This window comes from Acinetobacter lwoffii, assembly GCF_024129355.1.
Classification (GTDB): domain Bacteria; phylum Pseudomonadota; class Gammaproteobacteria; order Pseudomonadales; family Moraxellaceae; genus Acinetobacter; species Acinetobacter lwoffii_I.
In genome coordinates this window covers 229,449-247,324 of the sequence record NZ_JAMXXP010000001.1, presented here as the reverse complement: position 1 = coordinate 247,324, position 17,876 = coordinate 229,449, and the positions used below count along the sequence as shown (strand labels likewise).

Annotated in this window: 17 protein-coding genes and 4 tRNA genes; 11 read left to right on the top strand and 10 right to left on the bottom strand. The window is 43.4% G+C overall.

Features of this window, described 5'->3' with window-relative positions:
• Positions 1-137 precede the first annotated feature (137 nt).
• On the top strand, positions 138-467 hold the full coding sequence (locus NI468_RS01275; RefSeq protein WP_253099192.1) for a four-helix bundle copper-binding protein: 330 nt from the start codon (positions 138-140) through the stop codon (positions 465-467).
• A 96-nt stretch (positions 468-563) separates the two neighbouring features.
• On the opposite strand, the gene sthA is transcribed toward NI468_RS01275, so the two are convergent.
• Positions 564-1,979: a Si-specific NAD(P)(+) transhydrogenase gene (gene sthA / locus NI468_RS01270; protein WP_004646501.1), complete on the bottom strand. Its 1,416-nt coding sequence runs from the start codon at positions 1,977-1,979 to the stop codon at positions 564-566.
• A 213-nt stretch (positions 1,980-2,192) separates the two neighbouring features.
• On the opposite strand from sthA, the gene lipA reads away from it, so the two are divergent.
• The 3 genes from lipA to NI468_RS01255 all read left to right on the top strand — a co-directional run bounded on the left by lipA (position 2,193) and on the right by NI468_RS01255 (position 6,619).
• Positions 2,193-3,206 (top strand): lipoyl synthase, encoded by a 1,014-nt coding sequence (gene lipA / locus NI468_RS01265; RefSeq protein WP_004730131.1) that lies wholly within the window; start codon positions 2,193-2,195, stop codon positions 3,204-3,206.
• A gap of 355 nt (positions 3,207-3,561) precedes the next feature.
• The gene (locus NI468_RS01260; protein ID WP_253099190.1) at positions 3,562-6,066 is read left to right on the top strand and encodes an acyl-CoA dehydrogenase; all 2,505 of its coding nucleotides are present in this window, start codon (positions 3,562-3,564) and stop codon (positions 6,064-6,066) included.
• A gap of 166 nt (positions 6,067-6,232) precedes the next feature.
• Positions 6,233-6,619 (top strand): carboxymuconolactone decarboxylase family protein, encoded by a 387-nt coding sequence (locus tag NI468_RS01255; protein WP_253099187.1) that lies wholly within the window; start codon positions 6,233-6,235, stop codon positions 6,617-6,619.
• 202 nt (positions 6,620-6,821) lie between these two features.
• Here NI468_RS01255 and NI468_RS01250 read toward each other — a convergent pair whose 3' ends face one another.
• The 9 genes from NI468_RS01250 to NI468_RS01210 form a co-directional block, all read right to left on the bottom strand.
• The gene (locus tag NI468_RS01250; protein ID WP_253099249.1) at positions 6,822-7,661 is read right to left on the bottom strand and encodes an NAD(P)-dependent oxidoreductase; all 840 of its coding nucleotides are present in this window, start codon (positions 7,659-7,661) and stop codon (positions 6,822-6,824) included.
• Positions 7,662-7,712: 51 nt separating this feature from the next.
• Positions 7,713-9,074, bottom strand: a complete 1,362-nt coding sequence (rutG, locus tag NI468_RS01245) for a pyrimidine utilization transport protein G (RefSeq protein WP_253099185.1) — start codon at positions 9,072-9,074, stop codon at positions 7,713-7,715.
• Between the two features lie 33 nt (positions 9,075-9,107).
• On the bottom strand, positions 9,108-9,623 hold the full coding sequence (rutF, locus tag NI468_RS01240) for an NADH-dependent FMN reductase RutF (protein ID WP_373683632.1): 516 nt from the start codon (positions 9,621-9,623) through the stop codon (positions 9,108-9,110).
• A gap of 145 nt (positions 9,624-9,768) precedes the next feature.
• Positions 9,769-10,149, bottom strand: a complete 381-nt coding sequence (rutC, locus tag NI468_RS01235) for a pyrimidine utilization protein C (protein WP_253099184.1) — start codon at positions 10,147-10,149, stop codon at positions 9,769-9,771.
• 33 nt (positions 10,150-10,182) lie between these two features.
• Positions 10,183-10,944 carry a pyrimidine utilization protein B gene (rutB, locus tag NI468_RS01230; protein WP_253099182.1) on the bottom strand — a complete coding sequence of 254 codons (762 nt, stop codon included), beginning with the start codon at positions 10,942-10,944 and terminating at the stop codon, positions 10,183-10,185.
• The gene (gene rutA, locus NI468_RS01225) at positions 10,941-12,047 is read right to left on the bottom strand and encodes a pyrimidine utilization protein A (RefSeq protein ID WP_253099180.1); all 1,107 of its coding nucleotides are present in this window, start codon (positions 12,045-12,047) and stop codon (positions 10,941-10,943) included. The genes rutB and rutA overlap by 4 nt, the downstream gene beginning before the upstream one ends.
• 336 nt (positions 12,048-12,383) lie before the next feature.
• On the bottom strand, positions 12,384-13,175 hold the full coding sequence (gene rutD / locus NI468_RS01220) for a pyrimidine utilization protein D (protein WP_253099178.1): 792 nt from the start codon (positions 13,173-13,175) through the stop codon (positions 12,384-12,386).
• Positions 13,176-13,255: 80 nt separating this feature from the next.
• The gene (locus tag NI468_RS01215) at positions 13,256-13,513 is read right to left on the bottom strand and encodes a hypothetical protein (RefSeq protein ID WP_004730148.1); all 258 of its coding nucleotides are present in this window, start codon (positions 13,511-13,513) and stop codon (positions 13,256-13,258) included.
• Between the two features lie 137 nt (positions 13,514-13,650).
• Positions 13,651-14,832: a S1C family serine protease gene (locus tag NI468_RS01210; RefSeq protein WP_044112775.1), complete on the bottom strand. Its 1,182-nt coding sequence runs from the start codon at positions 14,830-14,832 to the stop codon at positions 13,651-13,653.
• Between the two features lie 170 nt (positions 14,833-15,002).
• Between NI468_RS01210 and NI468_RS01205 the strand changes: the two genes are divergently transcribed.
• From NI468_RS01205 to NI468_RS01175, 7 genes are all read left to right on the top strand, one after another.
• Positions 15,003-15,761, top strand: coding sequence for a Nif3-like dinuclear metal center hexameric protein (locus NI468_RS01205; protein WP_253099175.1), 759 nt, complete (start codon positions 15,003-15,005; stop codon positions 15,759-15,761).
• A gap of 153 nt (positions 15,762-15,914) precedes the next feature.
• On the top strand, positions 15,915-16,541 hold the full coding sequence (locus tag NI468_RS01200) for a superoxide dismutase (RefSeq protein WP_004646486.1): 627 nt from the start codon (positions 15,915-15,917) through the stop codon (positions 16,539-16,541).
• Positions 16,542-16,689: 148 nt separating this feature from the next.
• A tRNA-Asn gene (locus NI468_RS01195) sits at positions 16,690-16,765 on the top strand.
• A 5-nt stretch (positions 16,766-16,770) separates the two neighbouring features.
• A tRNA-Asn gene (locus tag NI468_RS01190) sits at positions 16,771-16,846 on the top strand.
• Positions 16,847-17,137: 291 nt separating this feature from the next.
• Positions 17,138-17,213: transfer RNA gene (locus tag NI468_RS01185), tRNA-Asn, on the top strand.
• Between the two features lie 6 nt (positions 17,214-17,219).
• Positions 17,220-17,295: transfer RNA gene (locus tag NI468_RS01180), tRNA-Asn, on the top strand.
• Between the two features lie 60 nt (positions 17,296-17,355).
• Positions 17,356-17,799, top strand: a complete 444-nt coding sequence (locus tag NI468_RS01175) for a DUF2726 domain-containing protein (protein ID WP_253099173.1) — start codon at positions 17,356-17,358, stop codon at positions 17,797-17,799.
• Positions 17,800-17,876: the final 77 nt, after the last annotated feature.

Below are 17,876 nucleotides of genomic sequence, written 5' to 3'. Positions count from 1 at the left end.
ATAAATATGGAAGTAAATCCTTTAACAAAACAAAGTGCCTGTTTACTTTTCCTCACCTAATCTGCCTAGTGTATTTTCCTTTTTCTGCTTAGCGTATTAGAAAATCAGTAATAAACCTATGGAAAGAGGAAACGACAATGAATCAGCTTCAATTTTCAGATTGTGTTCAAACCTGTATGAACTGTTCCCTGGCATGCGCTAACTGTGTCAGTGCCTGTCTTAAAGAAGAAGATTTAGACATGATGCGGGAATGTATCCAGCGCTGTCTGGATTGTGCAGATATCTGTCAGCTGTGTGCCCGTATGGAACAAAAGCAGTCTCCATTCATACATGAGATATGTGAACTTTGCGCCAAAGCATGTGACTACTGTGCAGAAGAATGTGGCAAGCACCAACATGAACATTGTCAGCAATGTGCCGAAGCATGCCGCCGCTGTGCTGAAGAATGCCGAAAAATGGCTGCTTAAAAATTCAATTTGATCAACTTGACTGACTTAATCAATTCCAATAAAAAAACCGCAAGTGAAGACTTGCGGTTTTTCTGTCTAAGTCAAATATCTCACTTAGAATAAACGGTTCATACCATTCAGTGTCGCTACACGATACGCTTCCGCCATGGTCGGATAGTTAAACGTGGTTTCTACAAAGTACTTGATCGTATTATTCGGGCTGTTCATGACCGCCTGACCAATATGGATAATTTCAGAAGCATTATTACCGAAGCAATGTACACCCAAAACTTCTAGCGTTTCGCGATGGAACAGAATCTTTAATTCGCCCATGGTATCACCGGTAATCTGTGCACGTGCCAAATGACGGAATGATGCCTGACCGACTTCATACGGAATCTTTTCTTCAGTCAGCTGCTGTTCAGTCTTACCAATCGAAGAAATCTCAGGAATGGTATAAATCCCGGTTGGAATATCAGTCACCGGTGCAACGTCTTTCTCGCCGCTCATGTTGGCACCCGCGCAACGACCTTGGTCATAGGCAGCAGAGGCTAGCGAAGGCCAGCCGATCACATCACCGGCAGCGTAGATATTTTCTACTTCAGTCTGATATTGATCATTCACAGTCAATTGACCACGGCTGTTCGGTTTCAGGCCGACATTTTCAAGGCCTAGACCATCGGTATTGCCTGAACGGCCATTACACCACAAAATCGCGTCGGCTTTAATTTTCTTGCCGCTTTGCGTGTGCATCACCACATGGTCGTCAAATGTTTCTAAAAAGTCGATCTGTTCATTATGACGAATCAGCACACCCTGTTCACGCAAGTGATAAGACAGCGCATCAGAGATTTCATCATCCAGATAGCTTAAAAGTTTGTGTTGGGTGTTGATCAGGTCAACTTTATGTCCCAAACCAATAAAGATCGAGGCATATTCACAACCGATTACACCTGCGCCATAAATGATGATTTTCTGGATGGAATAGTCCAGATCCAGAATTTTGTCTGAATCAAATACACGTGGATGATTAAAATCAAGAATGTCTGGACGATATGGACGCGAGCCGCTGGCAATGACCAGTTGCTTAAACATCAGCGTTTCTTTAATGCCATCTGGGTTAAATACAAAAATGGTATTTTGATCCTGAATGTAGGCACGACCATGATAAATATCAATTTTATTGCGGTCGTAGAAACGTGAATGTGTATCTACTTGTTGTTGAATAACTTTATGTGCATGACGCAACACTTGCTTCATGGTGAACTGCTTCCAGTCCCCAACTTTTTGAAACAGTGGATCACGTTGATAACGGATAATACTGGATACTGTTTGACGCAATGCTTTACTTGGAATCGTACCGACATGGGTACAGTTGCCACCCAGCTGTTCACGCATCTCAACGATTGCAACACGCTTACCAGATTTGGCAAGTTTCATTGCCGCGCCTTCGCCCGCAGGGCCCGAACCTAGAACTACCGCATCATATTTAACGAAAGTCCCACTAACGACCTCTTTTTTACGTGGCATTCAACGCTCCTCAAAATTAAAAAATTCACTTTAATCTACACTCTTATTATGACGTAAATCCTGTTGATTTGGTGTATTTAACTCACATATATTGCTTGATAAGAACATTTTTTAAATGAATACCCCTTTTTGCCCTATTTAGAACGAAGTCCGTTATAATAACTGCGCTATCTTTGAGTATCTCCCCCTTCAAAAACAGTGGAAAAGTTGAATATGTCTGAAAACCGTAAACCTGAACAGGGCGTCAAACTTCGCGGTGCGGAAAAAGTTGCCCGCATTCCTGTAAAAGTTGTTCCTACGGTTGAAACGCCACGTAAGCCGGACTGGATCCGGGTGAAAATGGCGGCACCTGAAGAAGTTCAACGTATTAAAACCACACTACGTCAGCAAAAATTACATACGGTGTGCGAAGAAGCCGCCTGTCCAAACCTGCCTGAATGTTTTGGTGGCGGTACTGCGACTTTCATGATTATGGGCGATATCTGTACCCGTCGCTGTCCATTCTGTGATGTGGCTCATGGCCGTCCAAATGCACTGGATGCAGATGAACCGCGTCATATGGCTGAGACCATTGCCAACCTGGGTTTGAAATATGCGGTAATCACTTCGGTAGACCGTGATGATTTACTGGATGGCGGTGCACAGCATTTTGTCGATTGTATTAAAGAAGCACGTGCTCTAAGCCCAAATACCTTACTCGAAATTCTGGTGCCGGACTTCCGTGGCCGTATGGATATCGCGCTGCGTATCATGACTGAATGTCCGCCAGATGTGTTTAACCACAATATCGAAACTGTACCGCGTTTATATAAAGCCATGCGTCCAGGTTCTGACTATCAGCACTCTTTAAACCTGCTAAAAATGTTTAAAGAATACTGCCCGGACGTACCAACCAAATGTGGTCTCATGGTCGGTATTGGTGAAACTGAAGAAGAAGTGCTTGCTCTGCTTGATGATTTACATGCGCATGGCGTGGATTATGTGACGATTGGTCAGTATTTGCAGCCTTCAAAAGAACATGCAGCGATTGACCGCTTCGTAACACCTGAAGAATTCGAGCGTTATACCGAACATGGCCAAAAACTGGGCTTCCGTAATATCTGGGCAGCACCAATGGTTCGTTCAAGCTACTTTGCCGACCGCCAATACAATGGCGAACCTGTACCAGCAGTGCGCCGTAAAGTTGACCCTGCCAAGAAAATTGCAGTTCAGGCCATTGAAGCTTAATCCTGTTTAAACTAATGAAATAAAAGCCCTCTCTTGTAGAGGGCTTTTTTATCTCTTCAATTTAAATCTTTACTGAGTGTTAAACCCCATTTTTTATTTTAGATAAGATTAAGTCATTACTTATCTTCACATTTCTTTGCGCGTTCTCACTTGAAGACTGAGCATTTTTCAAACAATCTCAAAAATAGATGAAAGATTTAAAAATATCGTTGCAAGACTTGAAAACGATCATTCTCACACGTGCAATGCTGAACCTGTCCGATCCTCAAGCGACAAAAAAAATGAATGAACTGTGACAAAAATTCTATGAGATCTCGGCACAGGCAGCGTTGTATAAATCTGGAGAACTATAACAATGCTATTTATATTTGCTGTACTACTGCTATTACTTAGTTTATGGGCGGTTTTCTATTTTCAGCTCTCTCGTAGCGCGGGTGCAATTGCATTAATTGTCATGTCAGTAGTCTGTGCCTTTATTAGCCCGTGGTCACTTATTCTCGGTATTCCGCTCATCCTGATTAGCCTTGTAGTGATGATCGAACCTTTGCGCATGTCATTCATTTCCAAACCGGCCTATAAAACACTGGCCAATGCTATGCCGAGCATTAGTCCAACAGAACGCGAAGCACTGGATTCCGGGACCAGCTGGTGGGAAAAAGAGCTGTTCATGGGTGCACCGAATTGGGAAACCTTTAACAGCTATCCTTATCCAAAGCTGTCGCTAGAAGAGCAAGCCTTTCTGGACAATGAAGTTGAAACCTTGTGCAGCATGCTGGATGAATGGGAAATTCATGAGCAAAAAGCGCTGCCTGATCACATCTGGCAATACATCAAAGACCATGGTTTTCTGGGTCTGATTATTCCCAAAGAATACGGCGGTCGCGCCTTCAGTTCATTTGCCCAAAGCCGGGTGATGAGCAAGATTTCCTCACGCTCGCTCACCACCGCCGTAAGCTGCATGGTGCCGAACTCTCTCGGTCCGGGTGAGTTATTGCTGCATTACGGTACTGAAGAACAGAAAAACCGTTATTTGCCAGGTCTGGCGCGCGGTGAAGAAATTCCCTGTTTCGGTTTGACCAGTCCAGAAGCCGGTTCGGATGCCGGTGCGATTCCTGATACCGGTGTAGTCTGCTATGGTCAGTTTGAAGGTCAGGAAGTTCTGGGCTTGAGAATGAATTTTTCCAAACGCTGGATTACGTTAGCCCCAATCGCGACAGTCGTAGGCCTGGCCTTTAAAATGTATGACCCTGATCATCTCTTGGGTGAACAGACTGAATACGGCATTACCTGTGCCCTGCTCCCTGCCAGTCATGAAGGCGTAATAGTGGGACCACGGCATAACCCGGGACCACCATTCATGAATGGTACAGTTGAAGGTAAAGATGTCTTTATTCCACTGGACTGGATTATTGGTGGCGTCAAAAATGCCGGTAAAGGCTGGCGCATGCTGATGGAATGTCTGGCGGTTGGTCGTGGCATTTCCCTACCAGCGCTATCTACGTCTACGGCAGAAATGACTTATTTAAATGTCGGTGCTTTCTCTCGTATCCGTCAACAATTCAAGATTTCAGTCGGTAAATTTGAAGGGGTACAGGAAGCCAATAGTGAAATCGCCAGTGACACCTATATGCTGGAGGCCTTTCGCTATCTGGTCACCTGTGGTCTGAATCAGGGCGGCAAGCCTGCAGTAATGACTGCGATTGCCAAATATTATGCGACTGAAGGCATGCGTAAAGTGGTCAATCACGGTATGGATGTGGTCGGTGGCCGCGCCATTCAGATGGGTCCGCGTAATTTTCTGGCACCTTATTATCAGGCGATTCCTGTTTCAATTACTGTAGAAGGCGCCAATATTCTCAGTCGTTCCTTGATGATTTTTGGTCAGGGTTCAATGCGTTGCCATCCTTATCTTTATGAGGAGTTACAGCTCTTACAGGCAGAAGATCCGGCAGCGGCTCTAAATCCTTTTGATAACTTGCTGTTTAAGCATTTGGGTTACACCTTTAACCGGACTGCCCGCTCCTTTGCCTATGCCTTTACAGGTGGCTCCAGTGCTGCGCCGCAAAGTGCGGTTGACTTTACCCATCCTTATTACAAGATCATTAACCGGCTGAGTGCCAACTTTGCTTTAACTGCGGATATGTGCCTAGGTTTACTCGCAGGGGATATCAAGCGTAAGGAAATGCTTTCGGGTCGTCTGGCCGATATTCATGCACATCTGTTTATTGCTTCCTCGATTCTAAAATATTTTGAACATAGCAAAAAGACTGAAGATGAGCGTTTGCATGCACAGCTTGCGGTAGAAAAATCTCTGTATACAGCGCAAGAAGCATTTTTTGATCTGTTTGCCAACTTCCCAGTAGGCGCAGCAGCAGGCATGGTCAAACTGTTATGTTTCCCATTTGGCCGTCCGGTACAGAAACCATCAGACCAGCTGAAACAACAGGTAGCGAATAGTATGATGGAAGACAATGCTTTCCGTCAGGTCCTGAAAAAGCATGTCTATTACAATACTCATGAAAATGATGTCACTGGCCGTATGGAATCTACTTTCGCCATGTTACTGGACATTGAACAGCTTTGGGATCGTTTTAAAAAAGCAGAGAATAAAGGACAATTTAAAGGACTCAGTTTTGCTGAGCATGTAGCCGATGCACAGCTACAAGGCTTTATTAATGATCAGGAAGCAGAAAAACTGCTGCACTATAATGCGCGCCGCTATGACAGCATGTTGACCGATGTCTTTGATCTGCATTTGAATGAGGTATTAGAGCTTGAGAATCCGTATCTCATCAAGGAAGATGCCAAAGGAACGGATACTTCAGTGCAAACTGATCCTTCACACTCAGTATCACCTTAAATAAAACTTGAATTTAAGGTGTCATAAATTCCAGAGTGAAGTCATTTTATTACTTTACTCTGGAAGCTTTACAAGTGGCTTTTCAGCCCTTTTTTACGATTATGGCACGATAGTATTTTAGCTTAAAAGCGTTAAGCTAAAGCAATAATAAAACTGAGGATAAAGCATGTCACAACAAGATTATGAAAATAGCTTGAAAGTCCGTACCGAAGTAATGGGCGAAAGCTTTGTGCAGCGTGCTCAGGAAAATACTGTGCCTTTTACCCAGCCTCTACAGGACTGGATTAATGAACATGCCTGGGGTTCGACCTGGCAACGTGAAGGTGTATTACCGCGTAAGTATCGTTCTTTAATTACCATTGCCTTCCTAACCGCGCAAAAAAGTCCCACTGAACTAAAAGGTCATGTGCGAGGTGCCCTAAATAACGGCGCAACGGTTGAGGAAATTCAGGAAGTGTTGTTGCATAGCCTGCCTTACTGCGGTGCACCGGCAACCCAGGAAGCCTTTCGTGCCGCGCTTGAAGTCATTCAGGAATATGAAACGAATCAGTAGAATTAAAAGATGAATATAGACTGTAAATTTCTGAAGCCTAGGAAGGTTTAACATTAGCTTAAGCTATTTAAATTAATAATCAATAAGAAAGCCGAGAGTTATTAAATTCTCGGCTTTTCATATTTTTGATAATAAAATCTGTCGTTATGGATTTAATTCAAAATAATGGTTTTTCTATGAATAGCAATTTATAAGAAAGACTCTAACCCCTTAATTCAATCTGTGTACGTTGTTCTAAGCCTTGCACCGCAGCGGAGAAATCCAACTGGCTGGCCTGTGGCTTGGCAATCTGCTGGAACTGTTGTTGCACCAATGACATCACTGATAAATCCAATTGCTGCTGTTGCACTAGTTCCAAAGCAATACCAATATCTTTCTGCAATAAATCCAGCGCAAAGGTTTTATGAAACTCACGGCTTAAAACCCGCTGTGCCATGATATTTTCTGACATGCTGCTTTTACCACTGGAATGATTAATACAGTTCAACGCACTGCTTAAATCAACTCCCTGCCCTTTCAGCACAGTCAGCCCTTCAGCCAATGCCCATAAGTGAGTCGCCATTAAGGTATTATTCACGGCTTTTACCGCAAAACCAGAACCGCTTTCTCCCACATATTCAATCAAACCTGCAAAGGCATCAATGATCGGCTTGACTTGTTCAAAGGCTTGTTCATTGCCTCCGACCATCATAGTTAAAGTGCCTTTTTCTGCGCCAACGGTTTGGCCAGAAACCGGTGCATCCAGATAAAAACTGCTTTGTTGCTCCAAGAGCTTCGCCAGTTTCTGTGCTGATTCCGGTACACCACTGGTACAGTCAATCCAGATTGCACCTTGTTTGGGTGGATGAGCTGCAATTAATGCTTCTACATCCTGACTGGTCGGTAAACAGGAAAAGATAAAATCTGCCTGAACCGCCTGCTCAATACCAACTGCCTGCGTTACAAAAGTTTCGGCATGCGCTACAGCTTTCTGTTCAGTACGGTTCCAGACCCACACCTGATGTCCGAGTTTTGGCAAATGGGAGGCCATATGCCAGCCCATTGCCCCGAGTCCTAAAAATGCAATTGTATGACTCAAAAAATGCTCCTCATTTTAAACGACTGGCTTAGCCTCAACTTCGGTTACAGTTTCAGCTGGTTCAGATGCTGGTAATTCTTTATCTTCACCACGGTTCAGGAATAGATTCAATAGAATTGCGGCTAAGGTTGCGGTACCAATACCACCCAGATCAAAACCACCGATCTGCAAGCTATAGTTCCCTGTACCCATGATCAGACAGACTGCACCAATAATCAGCGTACTGTTCTTGGTGAAATCAACACGGTTATCTACCCAAATTTTCGCACCAGCCACCGTAATCAGACCAAATACGACAATCGATGCACCACCCAATAAAGCCACTGGAATGGTACTGATCACTGCGCCAAATTTAGGCGAAAGTCCGAGTAAAATTGCGAAGATACCAGCAAAGACAAATACAGTGGTTGCATAAACTCTGGTGACTGCCATTACACCGATATTTTCGGCATAAGTGGTCATGCCTGTACCACCGACAGAAGCTGACAATGAAGTACACACCCCATCAGCAAAGAAACCGCGTCCCATATACGGTGACAGGTTTTTACCGGTCATCGCAGAGACTGCCTTAAAGTGTCCCAGATTTTCTGCAACCAGAATAATGGCCACTGGTGCAATCATTAGCATGGCATTTATTTCAAAGACCGGACTCTGGAAATTTGGCAAACCAAACCATGCGGCTTCACTGACCTTGGTAAAATCAATCGCAGGTCCGAAGCCCATCACATTGGTGAAAAGGAAATAAATCAGGTAGGAAGATAATAAGCCCAATAACAATAATAGACGGCGTACCATCCCGCGGGTAAACACAGCAATCACACTGATACAGATAATCGTGATTAAAGCCATCCACGAATCAAACTGGTTCGCTGAAACACTCTTAATTGCGACTGGCGCCAGGTTCAAACCAATGATCATCACAATCACGCCTGTCACTACTGGCGGCATCAGTTTTTCAATCCAGTTGGTACCGGTTTTCATGACCAGCAGACCAATCAAGGCATAGACAATACCACAAGCAATGGTACCGCCAAGCGCCAGTCCGATATTAGGATTCGCACCAACTCCGGAATACCCCGTCACTGCGACGACCGCACCAATAAAGGCAAAGCTGGATCCCAGATAACTAGGCAATCGACCGCCCGTGATCAGGAAAAATAAAATGGTCCCAATCCCAGTAATGAAAATCGTGAGATTGGGATCAAACCCCATTAATAAGGGTGCCAGCACGGTTGCGCCAAACATGGCAAACACATGCTGCAACCCGAGAATAATACTTTTTCCAGCCGGCAGATATTCATATGTTTGCACGGGTGTGGTATCGAGATTGCCTTGGTAAGGCTTAAATTTTGGAAACCACGTTTCTTTTTCTTGCATCGGCTTCCCCTCCTTGATTAGGATTGAATTGAATTAGCACATTTTGTGTGGCTCACAGTAAGAACGGTTGAAGTACATCAGCGCATTGCCTTGACTCTGGCACATCGCTTTCACCTCACAGAACAGCACGTCATGACTGCCTACGGATAAACATTGGACCACCTCGCAGTCAAAACTGACTAAGGCATCCTCAAGTACAGGTGACTGGGTCACCAAAGTTTTCCAGTTCCCCTGACTGAAACGCTCTGCCATTGGTGTTTTTCCACCAAACAGATTGGAAAGATGTTGTTGATGTGATGCCAGGGTATTCACACACAACACCTGATTCTTTTTAAAGGTTTCATAAACTGAAGCAGAACGGTTCAGACACACCAGCAACGTTGGTGGTGTATCCGTCACGCTACATACGGCTGAGGCAGTAAATCCTGCCTGTCCTGCCTCACCTTGCGTGGTAATGACATTGACTGCAGCCCCGAGATTGGACATGCCTTGACGGAAAATCTGCTGATCAACTTGGGTAAAGATGTCATCTGATGCGTTAGTCGCCAAAACCTTATTTAATGCGTTATTTTCTGCAACTGTTTCTGTGATGATTTTAGATAGTTTGGCATTCATGCTGTTCTCCCGCCCCCAAGTCAATATTCAGTTTCAGACCTGGGGCATCTAGTAATGAGATTGAATCAGGTAGATCGACTTATACATGGGCAATCGAAGCAATTTCGACCAGCGCATCAGGTTTGACCAAACCTGTCTGTACGCAATACCGTGCCGGCTTATCTCCCGGGAAATACTCTGCATAAACTGCATTAATCGCAGCATAATCTGCCCAGTCTTTGACAAAGACATGGTTAAAGGTCACGTCATCCATACTGCCGCCTGCTTCCTCAATCACACGCTTGATAGTTTCCAGAATATGACGGGTCTGTGCTGCGGCATCACCGACATCCACCACATTATTATTTTCATCAAAAGCTAATGTACCGGATACATACACGATATTGTCTGCCTTGGTTGCCGGTACATACGGTGCTAATGGTTTCGATGTTCCTGCTGGAATAATGATTTCTTTAGGCATACTATTTTTTCCTTAATTCTGTTCTTTAATTCTTTATGCGCTTACAGCTAATTTAGTTTCTTTTAGTGACTCACTTTCTTTTTGAAAGGTCTCTACAAAATTTTTGGTATCTGATACCCAGCCAAAGAAAGTCTTGATGTTATACAGACTGGCTTCATGCGCTTCGACTGGACCGGCCTGATGGCAGGCATCAGCAAGTGCGATACCAAAATATTCTAAGAAGAAGCCATCACGTAGTGTCGACTCCACACACACGTTGGTGGCAATCCCCACAAAGACCAGATTGCGAATTCCTCTTACACGCAACATGCTGTCCAGCGCGGTATTAAAGAAACCGCTATAACGTGGCTTTTCGATCACCAGGTCTTGTGGCAGTGGTTTTAACTCATCAATCAGCTCAAAATCCCAACCACCTTTTGCTAATAATTGCCCCTGTAATTCAGGACGTTTACGCATGGTCTTTAAGGCATTGGATTTATGGAAATTTGGAGAGTCCTTACCACCCGCTTCCTTATATTCTGCATCCCAGCCATTTTTGAAATAAATCACCTGAATACTGGCCGCATGCGCAGCATCGACTGCTTTTTTTATATTTTCGACCACGGGTTTGGTTTTTGAGATATCAAAACCAGCCAGATCCAGATAGCCACCCTGCGAGGTATAGGCATTCTGCATGTCGATCACAATCAGGGCAGTCTGTTCAGGTGCAAGGCAGATTGCTTCAGGCTCAGCTTTAAGCGATTTTCCGGTACCGAGTTTTTCAGTAAAACCGGCCCTTACCACTAATTCACTCATGCGCTTTTCTCCAGTACAGGTGCTTCACCCTCAATCACAATATGCTCACGGCATTTCATCAATGGCTGGATTTTCTGACCGAAATCTTCTACACCCTGAACGAAATCATCAAAGGTCAGCAACACACCTTCAGTGCCCTTGATCTCGCCAATTTCATCCAACATTCGTGCCACATTTTCATAAGAACCTACCAAGGTTCCCATATTGATATTCACTGGAGATACGCTAGACGCCATTTGACGGATATTGGTATCTGCACCGGAAGTCGTGTCTTTCCCGCCCTGATTCATCAACCAGTTAATCGCTTCCATATCTGCGCCATCGTTATAGTGTTGCCATTTCACTTGAGCTTCTTCATCAGTTTCTGCCGCGATGACCATAAACAGCACATAAGTCTGTACATCACGACCCGTCACATCTGTTTTTTCTTTTAGGCGATCATTAATTTCTGCATAAGCGGTCGGTGTATTCAGCCCTTTACCAAACACGAAGTTGTAGTCAGCATATTGCGCAGAAAACTCCAGACCGGCATCAGACTGACCAGCACAGATGATTTTCATGTCTGCTTGCGGGCGAGGGCTGACACGACAGTCTTCCATCTGGAAATGTTCGCCCTTAAAGTCTGACTTACCAGTCGCCCAAAGTTCACGCAGAATTTGTACATATTCAGACAGATATTCATAGCGTTTACCAAAATAGTCATTACCTGGCCACATACCCATTTGGGTATATTCAGGTGGTTGCCAGCCGGTCACCACATTTAGACCAAAACGACCATTTGAAATCGAATCAATAGTTGATACCATGCGCGCGACAATTGCAGGTGGCATCACCAGAGTTGCGGCAGTTGCGAAAATTTTAATTTTGCTGGTGACAGCAGCAAGACCTGCCATTAGGGTGAAAGTTTCCAGGTTATGTTCCCAAAATTCAGTCTTGCCACCAAAGCCACGCAGCTTGATCATAGAAAGTGCGAAATCGAAACCATAGTGCTCAGCGCGCTGTACGATTTGTTTGTTTAACTCAAAAGTCGGCATGTACTGCGGTGCATTTTCAGAGAGTAACCAGCCATTATTTCCGATTGGACAGAAGACACCTATTTTCATTTTCACACCTCATTATTTTTAACACTTATTCAAAATTCTGATTCCACTTCGGGAATTTTATTTACAAGATAAACATTGCAAAGCGTGTGCCAACTATATTTAATTTATAATTATCAATTACTTAATATTTTATTTTTTGAATTTTTAGTAAAATAACCATTTTTACCTATGAGTCAATTTTGAACATATTGTTTCATTCAAGTGCACTCGTAGCAATTTTTGCATTTGCAGTTCATGCATCAATTCGAAGTAAAAACCATGCTGATGCTACAAAAATGATTGATTAGAAAAAATAAAAAACCAGACACGAGGTCTGGCTTTAAAAAAATCTTCAAACTAAGGGGAAATCAGGAATGAAAGGATCAGTTGATTCACCTGATCTGTCTCGGTCACAGTAGATGCATGTGCACCTGTAGCAAGCAAACTTAGCTGACTATGCGGCAAGCATTGCTGTAATTGCTGTGACCGTTGATAAGGCACCAGGAAATCATTCTGATTGGCAAGCAGATGTATAGGAATATCTTTGAGTGCCTGTTGATGTTCTGTGTTTAGTTTAAAAGTCTGCACGGCTTGTAGGCGTGCCAGAACATTTTTGATCGGTGGAAAGTCAAGGAGCTGCTTATTTTCTGCTTCGGTTAACTGATCAATATGGGTTGAAATCCACTGCGGCGGATAAAGAAATAAAGCCTGTGCTCTCACATATGCCTCTGCCCCGCTATTGAGCAATAACGAAGTCCGGGCTTCGAAACACTTCTGAGTATGAGCATCCAGCTCTCCCCAAGCATTTAACATGGTCAAACTGAGCAGCTTAAACTTTCTTTCAGCCTGATAGGTCGCCAGTTGCATGCCGATATGTCCGCCCAACGCATGCCCGATAAAATGAAACTCTCGAATGCCATCATTGATCAATAAATCCAGAATCTGGCCGGCCATATGGTCGATCGAATAAGGCGTGGGCAAGAGTTCAGAATCTGAATGACAGCCTTCCTGGTCATAAGTAACCACATGAAAATGCTGCTGTAAAACTCTAATTTGAGGATTCCAGAAACTGGCATGTCCGCCCAGTCCGGACGAAAGCACCACATAAGGTGCATCTGCCTGTGCTGCATGATTAATAAATAAAGACATAAATTTCTCATAGTTTAAATATGAGATGAACGCAGCAAAATATATGCCTAAACAGGACCTTTTTTGAACAACTGTTAAAATTACAGCCAGTAGACATTAAAGCTGTAATAAAATTCTTGTACTTCAAAACGTACGTTATAACCCAGATCTGTTAACTCGGCAGACAAGGCACGGATATCTTCCAAAGGCAGATGTTTGGGAAAAACTGTCAGTACCGCTGTATTGCCTTGCCGGGCATTATCTTCAATCAGTTGCGCCAGACGTGGCTTATACATTTCAATATTCAGGTTAGCAACATTAGATAAAATTTTGGCCTGATCTGCCGTCATAAAATTCATTTTTATTTTCTCTTTTAATGTTATTTCACTAAGCTAAATGATTTATAAAACGCTTAATATTTCACTTTTGTATCAGAACATGCTGAAAGAAAGTATAAAAAAAATCCCTCATCATGAGGGATTTTTTTTAATCAAACTTATTGGCCTGGCAGAGGAATATATTGTGAAGCACTGTTTTGTGCCTTACGTTCAGTCACCACAACCTCTAGGATCATGGTTCTTCCTGCCCGCTCAATTTCAATCTGAATGGTACTGTTTGGCTTTTGCAAGGCCACAAAATTAATCAGATGTGAGGCAGAACTAATCTCTTCCTCATTTACTTTCATAATCTTATCGCCACGCTGGATTCCAGCCTTGGCAGCAGGTCCATCCGGTAGCACTTCTGCGACCGTCACACCTTTTTCTTTGGGTTGCAGGACATCATCACGCTCTGCAGGTAATAAGCTGATCCCTAACCAGCCACGAACCACACGGCCATCTTTCAAAATGGCATTCATCACCTGCTGACAGATTTTGGCCGGAATAGCAAAACCAATCCCCAGTGAACCACCAGACTGCGAGAAGATTGCAGTATTCACACCAATTAAATTACCGGCGACATCAATCAGCGCACCACCCGAGTTACCCGGGTTAATTGCAGCATCAGTCTGCACAAAGTCTTCATAGGTATTAATACCCAAGTCTGAACGGCCCGTTGCCGAGATAATCCCCTGCGTCACGGTTTGCCCAACACCAAAAGGATTACCAATCGCCAGAACCACATCACCGACTTCATTGCCACTGAGTTTAAATGGCAGAACTGGCAATTGTGTCAGTTCAATCTTGATCACGGCCAGATCGGTATCCGGATCAGTTCCGACCACCTTGGCTTCAGCACGACGTCCATCCTGCAAAGCCACTACAATCTGATCGGCCTGCGCAATCACATGGTTATTGGTCAGGATATAACCGTCTGGACGTACAATTACACCCGAACCTAAACTGTTTTCATTCGGGCTTTGTCCATACTGGTCAGGCAACTGATCGCCAAAGAATTCACGAAATACCGGATCGGTCAGTAAAGGATGCGCCTGTTGCTTGACTTTTTGGGTAGTAAAAATATTCACGACAGCGGGTGCTGCCACTTTTACAGCAGCACTATAGGAGACCACGCCTCCTGAGCGCGACGTATCAATCAACGGCTCTACTTTTTCAGCAGGCATTTTGACACCATCTGGCGCAACTGGTGCCTTTGGTTTTTGTAGTTGTTGCCACCCCAAAAAACCGATAATGACTAAAATCAGTAACACCCAGGGTAACCATGTAAAGGTGCGGCGCACGTTGCTATCCTCTAAAATATTTTAATTCGTTGATGACTAAGTAATTTGTGTCCTATTGTAATGCGAAATACATAACTAAACACAAAAAATTCCACAGAGATTTGTGCAGCTTTAGTTACAATTAGACCTATAGATAAATATGGGCAAGTTTTTAAACTTACAGGAATTTTATGGCGAATTTGAACGATATTATTCAATGGTGTGACCAAACTTTGGCAGCACGTGAATTTAAGGACTATGCACCGAATGGCTTGCAGATTGAAGGCAAATCCGAGGTGAATAAAATCCTCTGTGCTGTGACTGCTTCCCAGAGTGCCATTGAAGCTGCAATTGAGCAAGGCGCAGATTTATTGCTGGTTCATCATGGCTATTTCTGGAAAGGAGAAGCCTACCCAATTACGGGAATGCGTGGTAAACGCATTAAAACCCTGATTCAAAATGATATTTCACTGGTTGGCTATCACCTACCTTTAGACAGTCATCCAACTCTGGGAAATAATGCTACCATTGCGGATTTATTAGAACTCGAAAATATCGAACAGCTGGATCCGAATGAAAAACGTCCGATTGGCAATATTGGCTATTTAAAACAGCCAATGAGTCCGGAAGATTTTAAAAATTATGTTTCAGAAAAGCTGGGCTTTGATGCGATTCATCTGCCTGCAGACAAAACTCAAATCCATAAAGTCGGTTTCTGTACCGGCGGTGCGCAGGATTATATTCAAAAAGCGGCACTACAGAACTGTGATGCCTATATTTCGGGCGAAGTGTCTGAACGGACCTTTTATGAAGCTCAGGAACTGAATGTGCATTATTATGCCTGTGGCCATCATGCGACTGAAAAATACGGTGTGCAACGCCTGGCCAAGGCTATTTCAGAACAGTTTAATATTGAGTATGATTATTTCGAATTAAACAATCCGATTTAATTCGACTGACGTTTATGATCAGTGGCTTTATTCATATATTTTCAGGCTTTATTCTGTATTGTTATTTATACACGATGCCCATTTCTGCCCGATTATCTATTACAATAAAGCCACTTATTGTTAAAACCCAGCAAAATGCAAGGAATTGAAAACATGACAACCATTACTTTACCAGCATTACCTTATGGCTACGAAGATCTTGCTCCACACATCAGCAAAGAAACTTTAGAATACCATCACGACAAACACCACAATACGTATGTGGTTAACCTGAATAACCTGATCGCTGGTACTGAGCTTGAAGGCAAAACTCTAGAAGAAATTATTACAGCAACTGCTGGTGATGCTTCTAAAGCGGGTGTTTTCAATAACGCGGCTCAAGTTTGGAACCACACGTTCTACTGGAACTGTATGGCTAAAAACGGCGGCGGTAAAGCAACTGGTACTTTGGCTGCGAAAATTGACGAAGCATTCGGTTCTTATGAAAAATTTGCTGAAGAATTTGCTGCTGCTGCAACTACTCAATTTGGTTCAGGTTGGGCTTGGTTAGTGGCTGACGAAGTAAACGGTCAGCTTTCAATCATGAAAACTTCAAATGCTGATACGCCAATGGCGCACGGTAAAATTGCAGTGTTGACGATTGACGTTTGGGAACACGCTTACTACATCGATTTCCGTAATGCTCGTCCTAAGTACATCTCTACTTTCCTAGAAAGCCTAGTAAACTGGGATTATGCAAATGCTAAATATGCAGGTCAGCCTGCAGGTGTTGAGAAATAATTCTTTATTTCTTTGCTAAAAAAATCACCCATTTTGGGTGATTTTTTTATTTTTAGGCACTAAGTGAATATTAATAAAGCAAACAATTCATTTCTTTACATTAATTGATTGACGACCTTCTGATTCCTCCCTAAAATGCCGATCAGATTCTCCAATAGCTCAGTCGGTAGAGCGACGGACTGTTAATCCGCAGGTCCCTGGTTCGAGCCCAGGTTGGAGAGCCATCTATTCTTCCATAGCTCAGTCGGTAGAGCGACGGACTGTTAATCCGCAGGTCCCTGGTTCGAGCCCAGGTGGAAGAGCCAAGATTCTAAAAAACCCACTCATTGCGAAGTGGGTTTTTTTATAGCTGTATTTTTTAAATTGAGATCATATTGATTTATATGCGCGATCAGCTAACTTATTTCTTATGCTCCAGATCACTTATCAAAATTAAGGCTGATCGCGATTTTGCTGTTAAGACCAGTTTACATAAACATAACAGTTTGAACTACAAACCTTTTCGACTATTTTTAAAACACTTGATTCAATTTCTGCAGCTTTTTTCCAAAAGTGCCTTGACCCCTTTTCAAATCTCTCTATAATCGCTGTCAGATTCTCCAATAGCTCAGTCGGTAGAGCGACGGACTGTTAATCCGCAGGTCCCTGGTTCGAGCCCAGGTTGGAGAGCCAATCTATTCTCCCATAGCTCAGTCGGTAGAGCGACGGACTGTTAATCCGCAGGTCCCTGGTTCGAGCCCAGGTGGGAGAGCCAAGATTCTAAAAAACCCACTCATTGCGAAGTGGGTTTTTTTATTCTCCTCTTTTGTGATCTGTGTTTAATTTGAGTCAGTTTATATTTTTTGTGATTGGCTGCCTGGCAACTTTTGCATTAGTTTGCCTGCTCTTGCCGCATATCTTCACTCGTCAAAAGAAATTCTATCCAAAGCGCGTCATTACTGCTTTTGAAAGCAGCATGTTTACACGTCTGAAAGATGCCTTTCCCCATCATCATATTCTGGCACAAGTCGCATTTAGCGCTTTGATCACGCACGATCAGATGAAAATGCGTAATCAATTTAATCGTAAAGTTACAGACTTCGTAGTACTTGATCGTGAATATAATGTAGTGGCGATTGTCGAACTGGATGATCCGAGCCATATTGGCAAAGAGCAGGAAGATGCTGAACGTGATGCGATGCTGATTGCAGCAGGCTATACCGTGATTCGATACACTCAGATTCCAACTATCAGACAACTGCAAAGGGATTTAAGATAAGTTAAACTGTGCAATTTCGGCACTTTCCAGTGCAGCTTGAATTGGATTAATCAAAGCCTCCTGCTCCGCTTTTAATT